Annotated in this window: 18 protein-coding genes; 14 read left to right on the forward strand and 4 right to left on the reverse strand. The window is 40.7% G+C overall.

Annotation, left to right across the window (positions count from 1 at the left end):
• The first annotated feature begins 51 nt into the window (after positions 1-51).
• The 11 genes from ACP14V_RS08730 to ACP14V_RS08780 all read left to right on the forward strand — a co-directional run bounded on the left by ACP14V_RS08730 (position 52) and on the right by ACP14V_RS08780 (position 10639).
• Positions 52-318, forward strand: coding sequence for a hypothetical protein (locus ACP14V_RS08730; RefSeq protein ID WP_272610209.1), 267 nt, complete (start codon positions 52-54; stop codon positions 316-318).
• A gap of 46 nt (positions 319-364) precedes the next feature.
• Positions 365-1060, forward strand: coding sequence for an SGNH/GDSL hydrolase family protein (locus ACP14V_RS08735; RefSeq protein ID WP_272610210.1), 696 nt, complete (start codon positions 365-367; stop codon positions 1058-1060).
• A complete protein-coding gene (locus tag ACP14V_RS08740) occupies positions 1050-1988 on the forward strand; it encodes a TolB family protein (protein ID WP_272610211.1) in 939 nt (312 codons plus the stop codon). Before ACP14V_RS08735 ends, ACP14V_RS08740 begins: the two co-directional genes overlap by 11 nt.
• 124 nt (positions 1989-2112) lie before the next feature.
• Positions 2113-3900, forward strand: a complete 1788-nt coding sequence (locus ACP14V_RS08745; RefSeq protein WP_272610212.1) for a tetratricopeptide repeat protein — start codon at positions 2113-2115, stop codon at positions 3898-3900.
• Between the two features lie 81 nt (positions 3901-3981).
• On the forward strand, positions 3982-4755 hold the full coding sequence (locus ACP14V_RS08750) for a sterol desaturase family protein (RefSeq protein ID WP_272610213.1): 774 nt from the start codon (positions 3982-3984) through the stop codon (positions 4753-4755).
• 129 nt (positions 4756-4884) lie between these two features.
• Positions 4885-5337, forward strand: a complete 453-nt coding sequence (locus ACP14V_RS08755; RefSeq protein ID WP_272610214.1) for a hypothetical protein — start codon at positions 4885-4887, stop codon at positions 5335-5337.
• Between the two features lie 38 nt (positions 5338-5375).
• Positions 5376-6383 carry a glycosyltransferase family 2 protein gene (locus tag ACP14V_RS08760; RefSeq protein WP_272610215.1) on the forward strand — a complete coding sequence of 336 codons (1008 nt, stop codon included), beginning with the start codon at positions 5376-5378 and terminating at the stop codon, positions 6381-6383.
• Positions 6384-6469: 86 nt separating this feature from the next.
• Complete coding sequence (locus tag ACP14V_RS08765) at positions 6470-8392, forward strand: BatA domain-containing protein (protein ID WP_272610216.1); 1923 nt, start codon at positions 6470-6472, stop codon at positions 8390-8392.
• Complete coding sequence (locus tag ACP14V_RS08770; protein ID WP_272610217.1) at positions 8389-9642, forward strand: dihydroorotase; 1254 nt, start codon at positions 8389-8391, stop codon at positions 9640-9642. Before ACP14V_RS08765 ends, ACP14V_RS08770 begins: the two co-directional genes overlap by 4 nt.
• A gap of 4 nt (positions 9643-9646) precedes the next feature.
• Positions 9647-9970: a hypothetical protein gene (locus ACP14V_RS08775; protein WP_136567137.1), complete on the forward strand. Its 324-nt coding sequence runs from the start codon at positions 9647-9649 to the stop codon at positions 9968-9970.
• Positions 9971-9979: 9 nt separating this feature from the next.
• A complete protein-coding gene (locus ACP14V_RS08780) occupies positions 9980-10639 on the forward strand; it encodes an alpha/beta hydrolase (RefSeq protein WP_272610218.1) in 660 nt (219 codons plus the stop codon).
• On the opposite strand, the gene ACP14V_RS08785 is transcribed toward ACP14V_RS08780, so the two are convergent.
• Positions 10636-11130, reverse strand: a complete 495-nt coding sequence (locus ACP14V_RS08785) for a hydrolase (protein ID WP_272610219.1) — start codon at positions 11128-11130, stop codon at positions 10636-10638. The two genes, ACP14V_RS08780 and ACP14V_RS08785, sit on opposite strands and share 4 nt — an antisense overlap.
• Positions 11131-11133: 3 nt before the next feature.
• On the reverse strand, positions 11134-11898 hold the full coding sequence (locus ACP14V_RS08790) for an MBL fold metallo-hydrolase (RefSeq protein ID WP_272610302.1): 765 nt from the start codon (positions 11896-11898) through the stop codon (positions 11134-11136).
• Between the two features lie 88 nt (positions 11899-11986).
• On the opposite strand from ACP14V_RS08790, the gene ACP14V_RS08795 reads away from it, so the two are divergent.
• Positions 11987-13471, forward strand: coding sequence for a TonB-dependent receptor (locus ACP14V_RS08795; RefSeq protein WP_272610220.1), 1485 nt, complete (start codon positions 11987-11989; stop codon positions 13469-13471).
• A 284-nt stretch (positions 13472-13755) separates the two neighbouring features.
• Here the strand turns inward: ACP14V_RS08795 and bcp are convergent, their stop codons facing one another.
• The gene (bcp, locus tag ACP14V_RS08800) at positions 13756-14214 is read right to left on the reverse strand and encodes a thioredoxin-dependent thiol peroxidase (protein WP_272610221.1); all 459 of its coding nucleotides are present in this window, start codon (positions 14212-14214) and stop codon (positions 13756-13758) included.
• 55 nt (positions 14215-14269) lie between these two features.
• On the opposite strand from bcp, the gene ACP14V_RS08805 reads away from it, so the two are divergent.
• The gene (locus tag ACP14V_RS08805; protein WP_272610222.1) at positions 14270-14935 is read left to right on the forward strand and encodes an endonuclease III domain-containing protein; all 666 of its coding nucleotides are present in this window, start codon (positions 14270-14272) and stop codon (positions 14933-14935) included.
• Positions 14936-15180: 245 nt separating this feature from the next.
• Here ACP14V_RS08805 and ACP14V_RS08810 read toward each other — a convergent pair whose 3' ends face one another.
• Positions 15181-15762 carry an RNA polymerase sigma factor gene (locus tag ACP14V_RS08810; protein WP_136567131.1) on the reverse strand — a complete coding sequence of 194 codons (582 nt, stop codon included), beginning with the start codon at positions 15760-15762 and terminating at the stop codon, positions 15181-15183.
• Positions 15763-16012: 250 nt separating this feature from the next.
• On the opposite strand from ACP14V_RS08810, the gene uvrA reads away from it, so the two are divergent.
• Positions 16013-18790: an excinuclease ABC subunit UvrA gene (uvrA, locus tag ACP14V_RS08815; RefSeq protein WP_424987182.1), complete on the forward strand. Its 2778-nt coding sequence runs from the start codon at positions 16013-16015 to the stop codon at positions 18788-18790.
• Positions 18791-19077 lie beyond the last annotated feature (287 nt).

A 19077-nucleotide genomic window follows, 5' to 3' on the forward strand; every position in this document is an offset into this window, starting at 1 on the left:
TTTTTGTAACAAAATTTGGTAACTTACTACAAATAAGTAAACTACAAAACTATGGGCGGTGGTGGTTTCATGTTGGATGCAGTAAAGTCGTTCAAGGCTAATCGTGAATTGGTAAAAAAGCGAAAGCTAAAAAACAAGGGCGATGTATATGGACGTGAAGTTGCTACCCAACTGAATTTAAAAAAATCCACTCCACTGGATATGTTGCGTATTCGGAAAAAAATTGCGCAGCGCAAGCGAAAAGATAGGAAAGCAACCTTCTACACAATTCTTACCATGATCTTGTCCGGACTATTACTCTATTATCTATTCTCTTGATCTTAGAATCTGATTATTTGCTTATTTTTAGCAAAACCAAACATAGATGCAAAGAATAAAAATCCAACTACTTGTTTTGCTTTCGTTCATATCATTTTCCGAAGCTCTAGAAGCGCAAGATTGGCCCAACCTCCAAAAGTTTCAGGAAGCCAATGCCGAAGTGCTCAAAAATAAAAACACAGATGGCCGCATCGTCTTTATGGGCAATTCCATAACCGAAGGCTGGGAAGATGCCAATCCAAAATTCTTTGGGCAAAACCCATATATCAATCGTGGTATCAGTGGGCAGACCACGCCCCAGATGTTGCTCCGGTTTCAACAAGATGTTATCGATTTAAATCCAAAAGCAGTGGTCATCTTAGCGGGTACCAACGACATCGCCGGGAATACGGGTCCCATGACCTTGGAACAGATTCGGGACAATATCCTGTCCATGGTGCAATTGGCCAAGGCTAATGGTATACACCCTATCGTAAGTTCCGTTTTGCCGGCGTACGATTATCCATGGCGACCTGGTCTTGAGCCTAATGTGAAAATTCCAAAGTTAAACCAACTACTGAAGGAAATGACAGATAAACAAGGGGTGATGTACCTTGACTATTTTTCGGCAATGGCTGATGATCGAAATGGATTGCCCGAAGCCTATACCACTGATGAAGTCCATGTAACCAAGGAAGGATATGCCGTGATGGAAAAATTGGTCAGTGAAGCCATCAGCAAAACCTTAAATCTTGAAAAGTAATCTGTTCATAGCGGTTTTCTTTTGGGGAATTGCATGTCAAGCCCAAGAAAAAAACACGGTTATACCTGCATTGGTTATCCTCAAAGATTTTGATAAGGTCAGGGATTTTACCATGGATCAGAATGGGAACGAGGCCTATTTCACCATTCAATCCCAAACCGAAGATGTTTCTGTCATTTCCATGTCTTCAAAGAATGGTAATGAATGGGAAACTCCTAAGATTGCTTCGTTTTCAGGTGAATACAAGGATATGGAACCTTTTTTGTCTCCAGACGGACTTCGACTGTATTTTGTATCCAATAGACCATTAAATAAATCCACCACAGATACCAAGGATTTTGATATTTGGTATGTAGAGCGAGATTCTCCCTCCCAGAAGTGGTCAAGTCCCATTAATATAGGTACACCAATAAACACGGAGCATAACGAGTTTTATCCAGTTGTATCGGCCAATGGAAACCTTTATTATACGGGTGACCGACCAGATTCCAAAGGCGAAGATGATATTTTTTTCAGCAATTTTGAAAATGGAAAGTACAGCGAGCCCATTTCCTTAAGTGAAAACGTCAACTCCAAAGGCTACGAATACAATGCCTATATCGCCAAAGACGAATCCTATTTAATTTTTGGCGGATATGCCCGTGAAGATGGTCAAGGTAGTGGCGATCTTTACATAAGTTTCAAGGGTGATAACGATGAGTGGTCAAAAGCCAAACCATTGCCCGTACCCATAAATTCAAGATATATGGATTATTGTCCTTTTATGGATGAAACCAACGGTCTTCTTTACTTTACGAGTAGGCGTGTTCAAAATCCCACAGGGACTATTGAAAACATGGACCATTTCAAGCAATTTTTGGATTCATACGAAAATGGGAATAGCAGGTTGTACAAGGTTAAAATGGATATCACAGAACTTCGACCATAACTACATGATTTTGTTCCATTGATGAAACAGTACCGGCAACACACACAATAACCCGTATGTGTGGCCACTCCCCTGCCCATCATGGGTGATCTTTTGTATCTTTGACCATTACAATTATTTTCTGGTGGAACTGGTTGGAAACAAGGAAACTACAATTGCAGTATTGCCCTTTCAGATTATTGGGGTAAAAAAAGACATGAGCCCTGTTATAAATGGGTTCACGGAAGATCTTATCATCAATTTTTCAAAGTTTGTTGGTTTATCCGTCATTTCCCAATACTCCACTATGGGTATTTCAGACATTTCCGATACGGAATCCATTACCAAATTAGGTGCTGATTATATTATTACGGGCAGCTTTAGGCCATCAGGCGATGGATACAGAATTGGTGTGCAACTTGTACGGACAAGGGACAGAAAAGTGGTTTTTGCCGGAAATCATAATGAAAACCTCGAGACCATTTTAAATGCAGAGGATACCATTACCCAACAGATGGTAAGTGTATTGCAACAGCAAATAGCACATGATTTACTCTCTTACTCCTACAAAAAAGAATCTTTTGAACTTGCTGCCTACGAAAATTGGCTTTTAGGCATCAGGGAATTAAAAAAAGGTACTGTTGAAAGTGATCTTGCCGCTCGGGAATATTTTAAAGCTGCTTTAAAAATAGATCCTTTGTTTGCAAGGGCCTACACTGGAATATCGCTTTCTTATTTTAATGAATGGAGTTGCCAATTATGGGATCGTTGGGAGGTAAGCCAAAAGGGGGCTCATGATTATGCCTTGAAGGCCATTGATTTGGATGAAACCGATTATGTGTCATTGGCGGTTTTGGGAAGGACCTTCCTCTACTTGGGAGATTACGACAAATCTGAACACCTTTTGCGAAAGTCATTGCGGATGAATCCCAATGATGCTGACAACCTTATCCTCATTTCCAATTGTTTCATATGGTTGGGTTATTTACAGGAAGCGGAAGATTTATACCTAAAAGCCCGTAATCTAAATCCATTGCAGCCCGAAGCTTATCTACCCATTGGTATGTTGGTATATTTTGAAAAAGGAGATTTTGAGAAAGCCATAGAATTGGGAGAGAAAGTTACCATTGTTTCCATCTGGACAGATTTTCCCGCATATATGTCCGCTGCCTACTACCACCTTTCCAAATATGATAAAATGAATATCTATTGGGAAAAATATTTGGAATTGTTCAGAAAGAACATCAACAAAGGAAATGAGCCAACCGACCAAGAAGCCGTGGAATGGCAGAAAGTGGTCAATCCCTATAAGGTCAAGAACAATATGGAACCTTTCTGGGATTATAAATTAAGAGCGTATTCAAGAAAAGATGTGTCCCCTGCCCCTGCGCGTCAATCAAACTCTACTATAAAAGGAAGTTTCTTGGACAATGGCGAAGTATGGGAGCTCAGTTATTTAAACCAATCCGTAACCCTAAAAGATTCCAAAGGATTGCATGATATTGTCAAGCTACTGGAAAAACCAGAAGAGCAAGTACACTGTGCCGAACTCATGGGTATAGTCCTTGAAACTAGTGGCACTTCAATGATTGATGATCGGGCCATGAAAGCATATAAAGATAAAATCAGGTCCTTAAAAATAAACATTTGCGACGCCGAAGAAATGGGATTTACCCAAAAGGCCGATGAATTAAAAGAAGAATATGATGCTTTGATGGAGCACCTTTCCCAAGTCACCGGTCTGGACAACAAAATACGAAAAACGGGTTCTTCCATTGAAAAAGCTAGGGCTGCCGTTACATGGCGGGTTAGAAGTTCTATCAAGAAAATTGAAAAAGTACATCCACAATTGGCCAAGCATCTGACCAACTCCATAAAGACGGGAACTTGTTGCAGTTACGAACCAGAAACGCAACATGAGTGGACCACCTAATGGTCCTTACAGCAACTTCCTTACAATGTAAGGTGAAAACTTTTGCCTATAGGGGTGAACAACACATTAAAACTAGACAAGATGTTTGAAATTATTAAAAGTTTGCCCAATCCGTGGGAGGTGCTCATAGACCCTATCTCCTTGATTGTATTGGGCATGTACGGAGTATTGATGCTTTGGGAAGCCCTGTTTCCAGCACGGGAGTTACCAAAAATCAAGAATTGGAAACTGCGAGGATTAGCGTCCTTCGGGGTGTTTTTTTATCTATCTACGTATTTTCCCTTGATTTGGGACACCTACTTGGTGGATTACCAAATATTTGATCTAACAGCCCTAGGTGCTGGTTGGGGTGCTTTTGTTGCGGTCATAATTTACGAATTTGGACTGTACGTTTGGCACTATGCCATGCATAAGAACGACACCTTATGGAAAATTTTCCATCAGATGCATCACAGTGCTGAACGTATGGACAGCTACGGGGCTTTTTATTTTAGCCCAATGGACATGATTGGTTTTTCACTATTGGGAAGTCTTTGTTTGGTGGTCGTTGCCGGATTTACCCCAGAAGCTGCAACACTCTTTATTTTGATTACTACTTTTTTGGCCATTTTTCAACATGCCAATATCAAGACACCTAGATGGATAGGATACATAGTGCAAAGGCCAGAGGCCCATACCATTCACCATGCCAAAGGGATCCATGCGTATAATTATTCGGACATATCTCTTTTCGATATCATTTTTGGAACCTTCAACAATCCAAAAGGCTATACAAATGAGACTGGTTTCTACAATGGAGCTTCTAAAAGGGTTTGGGAAATGCTGACCTTTAAAGACGTTTCAGAGAAAGCGTAATCTTCTGATCATATTGCCACAGGTAATTTCATTTGACGCAGATTTCCTGTGGCATTTTTTTCATTCCCCAATCGGAAATAGTATACCACTGAGTCTTGCTGCCCAAAGTTGTATCATAAATTAAATACCATGTCCTGTACAAATCCAAATCCATGGTATGCTAAAAAGCATACCCATCATTCCCAATTTAGTGATATAGAATTCATTGAAGCGTTTGAAAAAGCAGTATTAAACCCAAAACTCTTCAACCATGAAGCGCATCTTAGATTGGCATGGATATACCTGCAAAGCTTTGGAGAACAGAAGGCAATTGAAAAGACCTGTTCGGGTATTAAACATTTTGACATAGTGTGTGGCAATGGAGATAAATTTCACACAACAATAACTGTAGCCTCCGTAAAAATGGTGCACCATTTTATTAAAAAATCCAAGTCAGCAAGTTATTTCGATTTTATAGAGGAATTTCCACAACTGAAAGTGGCTTTCAAAGAAATTCTTGGTCAACATTATTCCCCAGAAGTCTTTATTAGTAAAAAAGCAAAAGTGGATTATATTGCTCCAGATGTGCTACCTTTTGATTGATATAATGCATTTGCTTTTGGATTTAGTTTCTTTGCAATATGCAAAATCCCAAGGTAAGCATTCTAATACCCTTCAAGGATACCGCACATTTTCTTCCCGAATGTCTGGATTCAATCCTAGCACAGACATATCCCAATTGGGAAGTTCTTGCTGTAAATGACCATTCAACGGATACGAGTTTGGAATTATTAAATTCCTATGCACAAAAAGACTCCAGAATAAAGGTGTTCAACAATTCAGGAAATGGCATTATTCCCGCTTTGCGCACTGCATATGCAGAAAGTTCAGGAGAATTGGTTACCCGAATGGATTCGGATGATATCATGAAACCCCATCGTTTGGAGGTCATGGTGCAATCACTTTTAAAATCGGGGAAAGGGCATGCTGCTGTTGGGCAAGTGAAGTATTTTTCAGATCGGGGTATCAGCAATGGCTACGAACGGTATGAAACCTGGCTCAACCAATTGACGGCCACGGGTTCCAATTACAGTGAGATTTACAAAGAATGTGTTATCCCTTCACCCTGTTGGATGGTCTACAAAGATGACTTTGAAAAATGCGATGCTTTTAGACCGGACCGATATCCAGAAGATTATGATCTTACTTTTCGGTTTTATGAAAATGACCTAAAGATTATTCCATCTAAGGAGATACTCCACTTATGGCGCGATTACGATACCAGAACTTCCCGAAACCATGAGCATTATGCACAAAACTATTTTTTGGATATTAAACTACACTACTTCTTAAAGTTGGACCACAATGCAGAACGCCCTTTGGTTGTATGGGGTGCTGGGTTTAAAGGAAAGTCCATTGCCAAAACTCTTTTAAAGCAAAAAATTGACTTTATCTGGCTGTGTGACAATCCAAAGAAAATTGGAAAAAAAATCTACGGCAAGGAATTGGTTCATTTTAAATTTTTAGAACGTTTGAACACTCCTCAAAGCATAGTTACTGTAGCCAATGAGACGGCCCAAAAGGAAATTAAGGGTTACTTTTCCAAGTTTGGACATTTACCCATGAAGGATTATTTCTTCTTTTGCTGATAGATGCTGTCTTACCATTCCCTTAACAGAAAAATTTAAGAAGCTTCACTATTTTAATCCCTATATTTGTTCAATCAACATTGGGAATGCAGTTTAAACATCCAGAAATCCTTTGGGCCCTATTTCTTCTCATCATTCCCGTTTTAATCCATTTATTTCAATTAAGGCGGTTCAAGAAAACACCTTTCACCAATGTGGCCATGCTTCAGAAAGTGGTGGCGGAGTCCAGAAAAAGCAATACACTTAAAAAGTGGCTTTTACTGGCTACTCGATTGCTGTTGCTCGCTTCACTCATCATTGCCTTTGCCCAGCCTTTTTCTTCCGCTGCAACGGCTTTGCAAGAAAAGGAAATGGTAATCTATTTGGATAATTCCTTCAGCATGCAGACCAAGAACAATGGGGTATCCCTTTTGGAGAAATCTGTTCAAGACTTGATCCGAAATATTGATAGAGAGGCGGTTTTTAGCCTCTTTACCAATGAACATTCTTTTAGGGATGTAGACCTGAAAGACGTGCAAAACCAATTACTGTCTCTCTCGTATTCCCATAAACAGTTGAATCTGGATGACATTCTGCTAAAGGCCAATACTTTGTTTTCAAAGTCCAGGGGTACTGTAAAAAATCTTCTGATTATTTCGGATTTTCAGCAGCGCATGGCATCTAACGGAGCCACATCGGATTCAACCATAAATTCCTATTATGTCCCTGTTCGCTCACCCAACCTGTCGAATGTTTCCATAGATTCCATTTATTTGGATGATGATTTTTCAGAACAATCCAGTCTAACTGTGCTTTTATCCGGAGGCGTACAGGATGATGCACTGCCCATTTCCCTTTATAATGGTTCTTCGCTTATTGCAAAATCGGCCGCCAAGTTTTCTGCCACGGGCGTATCCGAAGTGATTTTTTCCATTCCCAACACTGATGAAATCAATGGAAGGCTGGTAATTGCTGATAATGGTTTGGGATATGACAATCAGTTTTATTTTAATATCGACCGCAAGGAAAAAGTAAAGGTTTTGGCCATAAGCAGCTCAAAAAGTGATTATTTGAAACGCTTATACACTGAAGATGATTTTGATTTCAGAAAAGTTCCTTTGGACCAATTGGACTATAGTAGCATTGATGAACAAAACACGGTGATTTTGGATAATTTGAGGTCTGTCCCCAACAGCCTTCAACAAATTCTTCTTTCTTTTAAAAATAGCGGTGGGACCATAGTGGTAATACCCTCTGAAGAAAGTGAATTGGCATCTTACAATGACTTTCTTTCAGGGTTTTCCAATGCAAGGTTAATTGCAGGTGTGCCAAATAGAGCAGATATAACCTCCATTTCATTTGACCATCCGTTATATAAAAATGTTTTTGAAAGAAGAGTAACCAATTTTCAATATCCAAAAGTTGAAAAATACTATAGGTTGCAGTCCAATCTACCGCAGATACTTTCCTTTGGCAATAACGAGCCTTTCTTAGTGGGAATCAATGGTTTTTATTGTTTTACGTCCTCATTGGAAACCGAAAACTCCAATTTTACCAGTTCTCCATTAATCGTTCCCACATTTTATAATATGGCCATGCGAAGTTTACAGCAATCCCGTATACAGCACACATTGGGACAGGAGGAATTGGTGGATATTCCCACACAAATGGGTCATGACGACATTTTAAGGATTTCAAAGGGCAATCAAGAATTCATTCCGCTACAACAGAATCTCCCCAATAAGGTCAGACTCACTTTCGATGAAAATCCTACTGAAGATGGCATCTATACCATAAAACAAAAAGAAGAGGAACTAAGAAATATAAGTTTTAATTATCCCAGAACGGAAAGCCGATTGGTCTATTTAGATACTGAGAATCTGCCCAATACCAATACCCAGGACTCCATAGCAGCTCTTTTTAACTATTTGGACGCTGAAAGTAATATTGCCGCTTATTGGAAATGGTTTGTTATTTTAGCGTTGCTTTTTGCGCTGATAGAGGTAATCATCCAAAAATTCATTCCATGAACATTCTGCTCAAGGCTGCAAGAATAGTGTGCCCAGACAACAAGGAACTACACTTGAAAAAAAGGGATATCCTTATAAAAAAAGGAACTATTGAGAAAATTGCCGCCACCATAGATGCGCCATCGAACACTAAATTGGTCGATTTAAAAAACCTCCATATCTCTCTAGGTTGGCTGGATACTGGCGTAAGTTTTGGCGAACCCGGACATGAGGAACGTGAAACCATTGCACATGGACTTTATGTAGCTGCAAAAAGTGGTTTTACAGACATTATCCTTTATTCCAGTACAGAGCCAGTTCCCGATACCAGTTCTGATGTGGTCTTTTTAAAGGAGCGTGGGCACGGCAAGCCGACAAGACTTTACCCTATGGGTACGTTGACCAAAAAAGGAGAAGGCAAGGATTTGGCAGAACTTTTTGATATGAAGAATGCCGGTGCAGTGGCCTTTTATGACTTTAAAAAACAGGTTGCCAATCCCAATCTTTTAAAAATTGCCTTGCAATATGCCCAGAATTTTGATGGTTTAGTGTTTTCTTTTCCCCAAGATGGGAATATTAAAGGTGTGGGAGTGGCCCATGAAGGAATAATATCCACCACTTTGGGTCTAAAGGGAATTCCATCATTGGCGGAAGAACTTCAAATAGCCCGAGACCTATTTATTCTGGAATATACAGGAGGAAAATTGCACATTCCCACCATTTCCACATCAGAATCTGTTAAGCTGATTGCCAATGCAAAGAAAAAAGGATTGGATGTGACCTGCAGTGTCGCCATTCACAATTTGGTACATACAGATGAAATGCTCAGCGATTTTGATACTAATTTTAAAGTATCACCACCCCTTCGAACCAAGCAAGATGTCAAGGCCCTCATTAAAGGGATAAAAGATGGAACTATAGATTATGTTACTTCTGACCATATTCCCATAGATGTTGAGGAAAAAAGGGTGGAGTTTGACAATGCTGCCGATGGTAGCCTTGGTCTGGAATCTGCATTTGGGGCCCTAAATCACATATTTGGATTGGAAGAAACCATATCCATATTAACCAAGGGTCATAGCCGTTTTGGTTTACAGAATTCGGTTATTAAGGAAGGAGAAAAGGCTTGTATTACCTTGTTCGACCCAGAAGTGGAATACAGTTTCGGTGTGGACAATATCTTATCCACCTCCAAAAATAGTATGTTTTTGGGAGCACCCATGAAAGGTAAGGTTTATGGGGTAATCAATAATGATCACATTTTAATCTAAAATTTTGAACGAAGCCAAATCAGGTAAAACCACTGCAATAGTAGCTTATATCACCTTAGTAGGCTGTTTGATTGCCATGAGTATGAATATGGAGCCTCGAAATGCATATGCCAGGTTTCATATTAGGCAGGCCTTTGGCATACATTTATTGTTCCATGCCATGGCCATTGTGTTATCTTTTAGCCAAATCGTATCCCTTACCCTACCTCTCTACGGATTGTATTTAGTGCTATTGGTATATGGGCTCGCCCAAGCTTCATCAGGAAAGAAGAGTCCCCTGCCCATTATTGGGGAGCATTTTCAAAAATGGTTTACCTTTATTTCCTAAAAACATCCCATGTCCCCCATCCCACTATCTTTGGAATACCTTGTTCGCCCATCAACTATTGAATCCGGTAAAAAACCAGTTATTTTCATGTTTCATGGGTATGGCAGCAATGAAGAAGACCTCTTTTCATTTGCTTCCGAACTGCCAGAGGAACTTTTGGTGATTTCGGCAAGGGCACCCTATAATCTAGACCCTTTCGGGCATGCATGGTATGCCATCAATTTTGATGCGACACACGGTAAATGGAATGATGTGGAACAAGCATCTGAATCCCGTGAAAAAATCGTAGGTTTTATTGATGAAGCTATCAATGCCTATGATTTAGATCCAGAAAACATTACCCTTTTAGGATTTAGCCAAGGAAGCATCCTCAGTTATGCCGTGGCACTTTCCTATCCTGAAAAAGTGAAAAATGTAATTGCTCTTAGCGGTTATATCGATGAAAATATTTTGAAGGAGGGCTATATGAACAATGATTTTAGCGGCCTACACATTTATGCGTCCCATGGTCAGGTAGACCAAGTGATTCCTTTGGAATGGGCACAAAGAACCCCGGATTTCTTAAAAAATCTTGGCGTTGACCATATTTATAAGGAATTTCCGATTGGACACGGGGTTTCCCAGCAAAATTTTTACTCCTTCCATAAGTGGTTGGTGGAGCGCCTTTAATTGCTTCGGGTGTAAAGTAAATGATCTACCAGGGTGAAATCCACTCCTAGATTATCCTTAAGCTCGTATTTAATGATCAAATCACCCCAAAATTTTCCATCCGAAAAATCTGCCAAGATCCATTTGTGGTTCAACACCTTTATCTTGTTGATTTTAAAATCACTTTCCATCCCTTCATAGGGAATTAACGGGTTGTCTCCGGATTTTTCATTGGTCTCCAGCAATTTGTCTTCAATATATCGGGCAGGGTTTTCCAACTTAAGATGGTCGTAATAGGCCAAGGCATCATCATTGTTTTCCAAGGAAAAATACTGCATGTCCAACAATCGCAACTGGGTCTTTTGAATGGAATCTTCAAGCTGTTCCACCTTGGTCTGCAACTGGTCCACATCAGCAGTCATGGCCTTCTGTAGATTGCTGGCACTTATAAATTGATACAATGCCAACAAGGCGGCAAATACAAATAGGTATAGAAAAATCTTGTTCTTCATGGTTTAAATCTTCAATTTCAAATTGTCATAGGCCAAATGTACGTTCTTAGGAAGTTTTTTCTCTACTTCTTCATGAAATCCCAACATATGGCTAATGTGCGTAAAATAGGTTTTTTCGGCTCCAACCTCTTTGGCAAAGGCAAGAGCTTCTTCCAAATTAAAATGGGAGTGATGGGGTTCTTCCCGAAGTGCATTGACCACCAATATTTTTGCGCCCCTTATCTTGGATATTTCTTGCTCGTCCAACCGTTTTACATCAGTCAGGTATACAAAATCCTTGAACCGATATCCGAAAACCTGAAGTCGATTATGGTATGCCTCAATGGGAATAACTTCCAAATCTTTCAATACAATGGGGACGTCTTTCCGTACCTCGCTGACCTGTACCGCAGGGGCACCTGGATATCGGTCTTCATCAGCAAAAATATAGTCGAACCTCCGTTTTAATGAAGCAACGACCCGTTTGTGTGCATAAATGGGAATATCACCTTGCCGGAAGAAAAAAGGTCGAATATCATCAATGCCGGCCGTATGATCAGCATGTTCATGGGTAAAAAAAATACCATCCAAATGGTCAATGGGATTGGTAAGCATCTGTTGTCTAAAATCAGGACCACAATCAATTACATAATTGAAATTCTCCCAAGAAACCAGTACAGATACCCTTAACCTCTTGTCCTTGGGATTTTTGCTTAGGCACACTGGATGCTTACTACCAATGACAGGTATCCCCTGCGAGGTTCCGGTGCCCAAAAAGGTAATGGTCATCACGTCATCCATTAAAATCAAAATTATAACTTATTTATTTAATAGATTAAATGAAGAGTGTAACTTTGTTGACAATAAAATACCGGATATGCCTACTGTACTCAGCAAAGAAGATGCGTTTGAAAACATCCCTTCGATCAAGGCAAAGACGCTTCGAATAAATCTTAACCCAAATATTTACGGGACCTTTGCAGAGATAGGTGCCGGACAAGAAACAGCTCGACATTTTTTTAGGGCCGGTGGTGCTTCGGGGACTATTGCAAAAGCCATGAGCGCTTATGATAAGTCCTTCAGTGATGCCATTTATGGGATTGAAGAAGACGGGCGGTATGTGACCCAGTCCCGTTTAAAAAAGATGCTGAACCATGAAATGCAATTGGTGGAGGAACGAATCAGCAGGGAAAACAATCCCAACTATCTGTTCTTTACCTATGCCAATACTGTGGCAACCATCGATTTTTCCAAACGTTACAAAGGTCATGGTTGGGTAGGTATCCGATTTCAATTGGACCCCGATCAAAAGGAATACGATGAGATTGTCCTGCACATTCGATTTAAACAAAATGAAGCCCGTTTACAGCAGGAAACCCTGGGGATTTTGGGTGTGAATCTTATTTATGGCGCCTATTTCAAGTTCAACAAGCCCAAAAAACTTTTAAAATATCTATACGACCATATCGACAAGGATACCGTTGAGATTGACATGGTCAATTTTACAGGTCCTAATTTCAAAGAGGTAGATAATCGATTGATGAGCTTGCAGCTGATCAAAAATGATATGACGGATGCCGTGATGTTCGGGCCAGATGGTAACAATCTTTTGCCAGCAGCAGCGCTCTATAAAAAGAACATTTTGGCCTTACGGGGAAGTTTTAGGCCCGTGACCAAGGTAAATATGGACATGTTCCAAAAGTCATACGACATCTTTATCCGGGAACAGACGGTTGAACTTGAAAATACCATTGTGGTTTTTGAAATCACCTTGTCCAATTTGAAAGCGTCAGGGGAAATTGATGAACAAGATTTCATGGACCGTGCGGAATTGTTATGCTCATTGGGACATACGGTTCTCATCTCCAAATTCCAAGAGTATTATAAGTTGGTGGAATATTTCAACAACTACACCAAGGCCCGCATTGGGCTTACTATGGGTGTGAACAATCTGGTGGATGTCTTCGATGAAAAATACTATCGCCACTTAAGTGGCGGCATCTTGGAGGCCTTTGGAAAACTGTTCTTCAAGGATTTGAAAGTGTACCTCTACCCTATGAAAGATCCAGAAACTGGACAGATCATGACCAGCAACAATGTCAAGGTACACCCACGAATGAAGGAACTTTACAAGTTCTTCAAGTACAATGGCAAGGTGATGGACATTATTGATTATGACCCTGACATCATGCACATTTTCTCCCGGGATGTCTTGAAAAAACTCATGAGCGGAGAAAAAGGTTGGGAAGATGAGCTTCCGGAAGGTATTGCGGAAATCATCAAGGAAAAACATCTATTCTCCCAAAAAGAACTTCCTGAAGGGGAAACTCCCGAAAAGAAGAAAGAAAAGGAAAAGGCATAATTTTTATAGAAAATGCCGATTCGCTCCTACCAGAATATTCAAAAGTTGTAAGGTAGAATTTAGACTGCTCGTATTTTAGATTTTTGGACTTCTTCTTGGTTCTTGCATCTTTTATCCTTTATCTGAAATCTGGTATCAGACATCTGAAATCCTATATCCTAAAGTTGAAGTCTTACTTCTAAAAGGTAAGTAGAAAGTAGAATTTGGATTTTATCTTAGCCACTTGTCTAGCATCTTTTGTCTTTTATCAGAAGTCTGACATCCGATATCTGAATCCATCAAAGTTATCCCTGACCTAACAACTGCGCTGCATGATCCTTGGTCTTTACTTTTTCAATAACCTTTTCCACCGCGCCTTCTTCATCAATGACAAAAGTGGTTCTATGGATACCATCAAAAGTACGTCCCATGAATTTTTTGGGTCCCCATACCCCAAAAGTGTTGATCACGGTATGGTCTACATCCGCCAATAAAGGAAAGGGAAATTTGAACTTTTTCTTGAAATTAGCTTGTTTGCGTTCGGTATCGGCACTTACCCCCAAAAGTTCATAACCCTCATCGGTCAAGTCCTTGTAGTTGTCCCTTAAATTACAGGCTTCCAAGGTGCAGCCTGGGGTGTTGGCCTTTGGATAAAAGAAAACTACCAGTTTTTTGCCTTTGTAATCGCTTAGATTAATTGTGTTTCCATCTTGGTCTTTTGAAGAAAATTCAGGTACTTTATCCCCTACTTTTAACATGTTCATATGCGAATGGTCTTTATTTTATTGTTTAATATTTATAATTCAAAATTAAACAAAAATGACTAAACAAGAAAAAGTTGATTTTACCATCAAAACCTTGGATGAACTCTACCCCACCATTCCCATTCCGCTCGACCACAAAGACCCCTATACCCTATTGATTGCGGTCCTGATGTCTGCCCAAAGTACAGATGTTCGGGTCAACCAGATTACCCCTTTGCTTTTTGAAAAGGCCGACAATCCTTTTGATATGGTAAAACTTTCTGTGGATGAAATACGGGAAATCATCAAGCCCGTGGGGCTTTCGCCCATGAAATCGAAGGGAATCCATGGTCTCTCACAGATTCTCATTGAAAAATACAATGGTGAGGTTCCACGAAATATCGAACTTCTGGAAGAATTACCCAGTGTGGGACATAAAACGGCCAGTGTTGTGGTCTCCCAAGCTTTTGGAATTCCGGCTTTTCCTGTTGATACCCATATCCACAGACTCATGTTCCGATGGGGTTTCAGCAATGGAAAGAATGTGGTGCAGACCGAGAAAGATGCAAAACGCTTGTTTCCCAAAGAAATTTGGAACCGTTTGCACCTACAGATTATTTGGTACGGAAGGGAATATTCTCCTGCAAGGGGCTGGGATTTGGAAAAAGACATAATCACCAAGACCATTGGTAGAAAAACGGTATTGGATGACTATTATAAAACAAAAAAGAGCCGCAATTAGCGGCTCTTTTTACTGTTTTTTGAAGCTATCAGTTTAAAGTTACTTCAAATTGATGCTTTCTGTAGTCAACTACATGAATCGATTTAGAATAGCTTAACAAAAAATCAATGGTCTTCTTGCTAGCTTTTACCGATCTAACGGCTTTTTGTTCTTCAGAGTAAATGTTTTCCATATTCTAGCATTAATGTTTCAAATAGATAACGCCGCTAGATTGGAAATATTGCAGGGTTCGATATAATGCCCTATTAATTCGTTAAAACGATATTCTTGCGATCTACTATTTTTCGAAGGTTGATCAGCGCATATCGCATTCTTCCCAAAGCTGTATTGATGCTAACCCCAGTGTTTTCGGATATTTCCTTAAAGCTCATATCCTTGTAGATTCGCATGATCAACACCTCTTTCTGATCTTCGGGCAATTCCTCGATCAATAAGGTAAGATCATTGTCTATTTGATCTTTGATAAGTTGCTTCTCTACATTGAGTTTATCATCCTTAATCACAGAAAAGATGTTGAAATCATCACTTCCCTCGAACTTGGGCATTCTTTTGTTCTTGCGAAAATGGTCAATGATAAGGTTGTGGGCTATCCGCATTACCCAGGGCAAAAACTTACCTTCTTCGCTATAGGTACCCCTTTTCAAGGTTTTGATCACCTTTATGAAAGTATCTTGGAAGATGTCCTCAGCAACATCCCGATCCAAAACCTTGGAGTAAATAAAGCTGGAAATTCGTTGATTGTGCCTGTTAATTAAGGTCTCAAGGGCCTTTTCATCTCCGGCAATGTAATTCTTAACTAATATCGAGTCATTAATCTGTAGTTCCATACAAATTACTTTTTTGGTTAAAATCTAGGGTCTCCCTTTTTCAAGGAAAGCCTTTAGGTATTTAGTCTATTTGTAAAAAAGTAATTATCGCTGTATAGGCCTATCAGATTTTTAATTACATCCCAAATATAGAAAATTAGGTAGGTGACCTAAAAAACTATGTTGTGATTTGCCCTTTTTTATATGTTAACTGATGCAATATACGTATTAAGTGAGGTGTATCGTATCTTTGGGGATCTAATTTTAACAGATGGCAACCCCTATAAACGTAAATCCCAAGCATAATATTATCATTAAAGGTGCCAAACTGCACAATCTCAAGAATATCGATGTGGTCATCCCAAGAAATAAGCTTGTGGTAATCACGGGATTGTCCGGTTCAGGAAAGTCCAGCTTGGCCTTTGATACCCTATATGCAGAGGGACAACGTCGCTATGTGGAAAGCCTCTCGTCGTATGCCCGACAGTTTTTGGGGAAATTGGACAAACCAAAAGTAGACTATATTAAAGGTATAGCCCCAGCCATTGCCATAGAACAAAAGGTGAACTCCACCAATCCAAGATCTACGGTGGGCACCACTACCGAAATTTATGACTATCTGAAATTATTATATGCCCGTATCGGGAAGACCATATCCCCCATTTCTGGAAAAGAGGTAAAAAAACATACGGTAACCGATGTCATTAATTATATAAAGTCATTGCAAGAGGGCGCCAAACTGTTGTTATTGGCCCCAGTGACCATTAAGGAAGACCGCGATCCCATAAAATCCTTGGAACTTTTTTCAAAGCAAGGTTATGCAAGGATAAAACACAACGGCAAGGTCATCCGAATAGACCAAGTGCCTGAAGATATCGGTCGAAGCTTTGATTTGGTCGTGGATCGTATCATTATAAAGGAGGACGAGGATTTTTACAACCGCTTGGCCAATGCGGTGGACAATGCCTTCTTTGAGGGAAAGGGACAATGCGCCATTGAAAATTTGGAAAACGGTGAGACCAAAACATTCAGTAACCAGTTTGAACTGGACGGCCTAAAGTTTTTGGAACCCAATGTACACCTCTTCAGTTTCAATAATCCCTACGGGGCCTGCCCCAAATGTGAAGGCTATGGGGACGTTATCGGTATTGATGAGGACTTGGTCATTCCCAACACCGCACTTTCGGTTTATGAAAATGCCATTTTTACATGGCGGGGAGAAAGCATGGGCTGGTACCGTGACCAATTGGTCAACTCTGCCTATACCTTCGACTTTCCTATCCATAAACCCTGGTTTGAACTGTCCGATGCCCAAAAACAACTGGTGTGGGATGGCAACAAGCACTTCACGGGTCTAAACCAATTCTTTGAACAGCTCGAGGAGAAAAGTTATAAAATCCAGAACAGAGTCATGCTTTCCCGCTATCGGGGTAAGACAAAATGTTCTGTCTGTAAAGGAAAGCGACTCAGGGCCGAAGCCAATTATGTGCAGATTGCCGGGAAATCTATTTCAGATATCATTGAGTTGCCTATTAAACGGTTGATTCCTTTCTTTGAGGAACTCCAACTTTCGGAGCACGACAGGACCATTGCCAATCGTTTGCTCAAGGAAATCACCACCCGTTTGGACTTTTTGGACAAAGTGGGATTGAGCTACCTCACCCTCAACCGAAAATCGAACACCCTCTCTGGCGGGGAAAGTCAGCGCATCAATTTGGCCACTTCCTTGGGCAGTAGCTTAGTGGGTTCCATGTATATTTTGGACGAGCCCAGCATCGGTCTGCACCCCAAGGATACCGAAAATCTAATCGAAGTTCTTATTTCCCTTCGGGATTTGGGAAATACCGTTATTGTGGTGGAACACGATGAGGACATTATGAAAGCCGCCGATGAGGTCATCGATATAGGTCCCGAAGCAGGCACTTTGGGCGGCGAGGTAGTGGCCACCGGAAGTTTGGAGGCCATTCTGAAGGCCCATTCACTAACAGCGGACTACCTTAATGGCACCAAGGCCATTGAAGTACCTAAGGACCGGCGCAATTCCAAAAGCTATATCCAAATCAAGGGCGCCCGGGAGAACAACCTTAAAAATATAGACGTCACCTTTCCTTTAAATATGTTGACGGTGGTCACGGGTGTTTCAGGAAGTGGTAAAAGTACCTTGGTCAAGAAGATTCTATATCCCTCCATATTAAAAGAAGTGGGTGGTTATGGCGAAAAAGCGGGCCAGTTCACCGCCATGGAAGGCAAATATGCCCACATCAAACATGTGGAGTTTGTGGACCAGAACCCCATTGGGCGTTCGTCCCGCTCCAATCCGGTTACCTATATCAAGGCGTACGACGATATCCGAAACCTCTTCGCATCACAAAAACTAAGCAAGTTACGGGGCTACCAGGCCAAGCATTTCTCGTTTAATGTAGATGGGGGTCGCTGTGAAAAGTGCAAGGGCGAAGGTGAAATCACGGTGGAAATGCAGTTTATGGCCGATGTCCATCTGGAATGTGATGCCTGCGACGGCAAACGCTTTAAAAAGGAGATTCTGGAAGTACAGTTTGAAGGCAAGAACATTGACGACATCCTTAATCTCACCATTGATGATGCCGTGGCACACTTCAAGGCCCACCAGCAGGACAAAATTGTGACCAAGTTGCAACCTCTGCAAGATGTGGGATTGGGCTATGTGACCTTGGGGCAGTCCTCCTCCACCCTATCCGGTGGTGAGGCACAGCGGATAAAGCTCGCCTCCTTTTTGGTCAAGGGGAACACCAAGGAAAAAGCCTTGTTCATCTTTGATGAACCCACCACGGGATTGCATTTCCATGACATCAAAAAGCTGTTGAAGTCCTTTGACGAACTCATTTCCAAGGGACATTCCGTAATTGTGATCGAACACAATATTGAGCTCATCAAATGTGCGGACTACCTTATAGACCTTGGCCCCGAAGGCGGGGAAAATGGTGGATATTTGGTAGCCGAGGGCACGCCAGAAGAAGTGGTCCAAAACAATGCGTCGCACACTGCTAGATATTTGGCCGAAAAACTTTGACCTAAATACGTATTTCTACTACATAATTTTGGCCCTTAGCTAGTGGTAAGATGATTACCATATTTCTTTAGGTTGATTTTTTTATCAACCCAAAACCCCATTTCGTCAATTGGATTGACTAATCCATCAATTTACCCCCTCAAATAAAAGGACCACACCTTAATATAGTAGGTTAAAAGAGAACAAAATGGTCTATCCATGATCAACAACCTTGTGTTACACCTATTGAAAACGAAAACATCTGGGGTACTTCCCTACAGATGGAGGCTTCTCAACCCCAAAACCTA

The sequence above is a fragment of the Flagellimonas alvinocaridis genome, assembly GCF_965248585.1.
Lineage (GTDB): Bacteria > Bacteroidota > Bacteroidia > Flavobacteriales > Flavobacteriaceae > Flagellimonas > Flagellimonas alvinocaridis.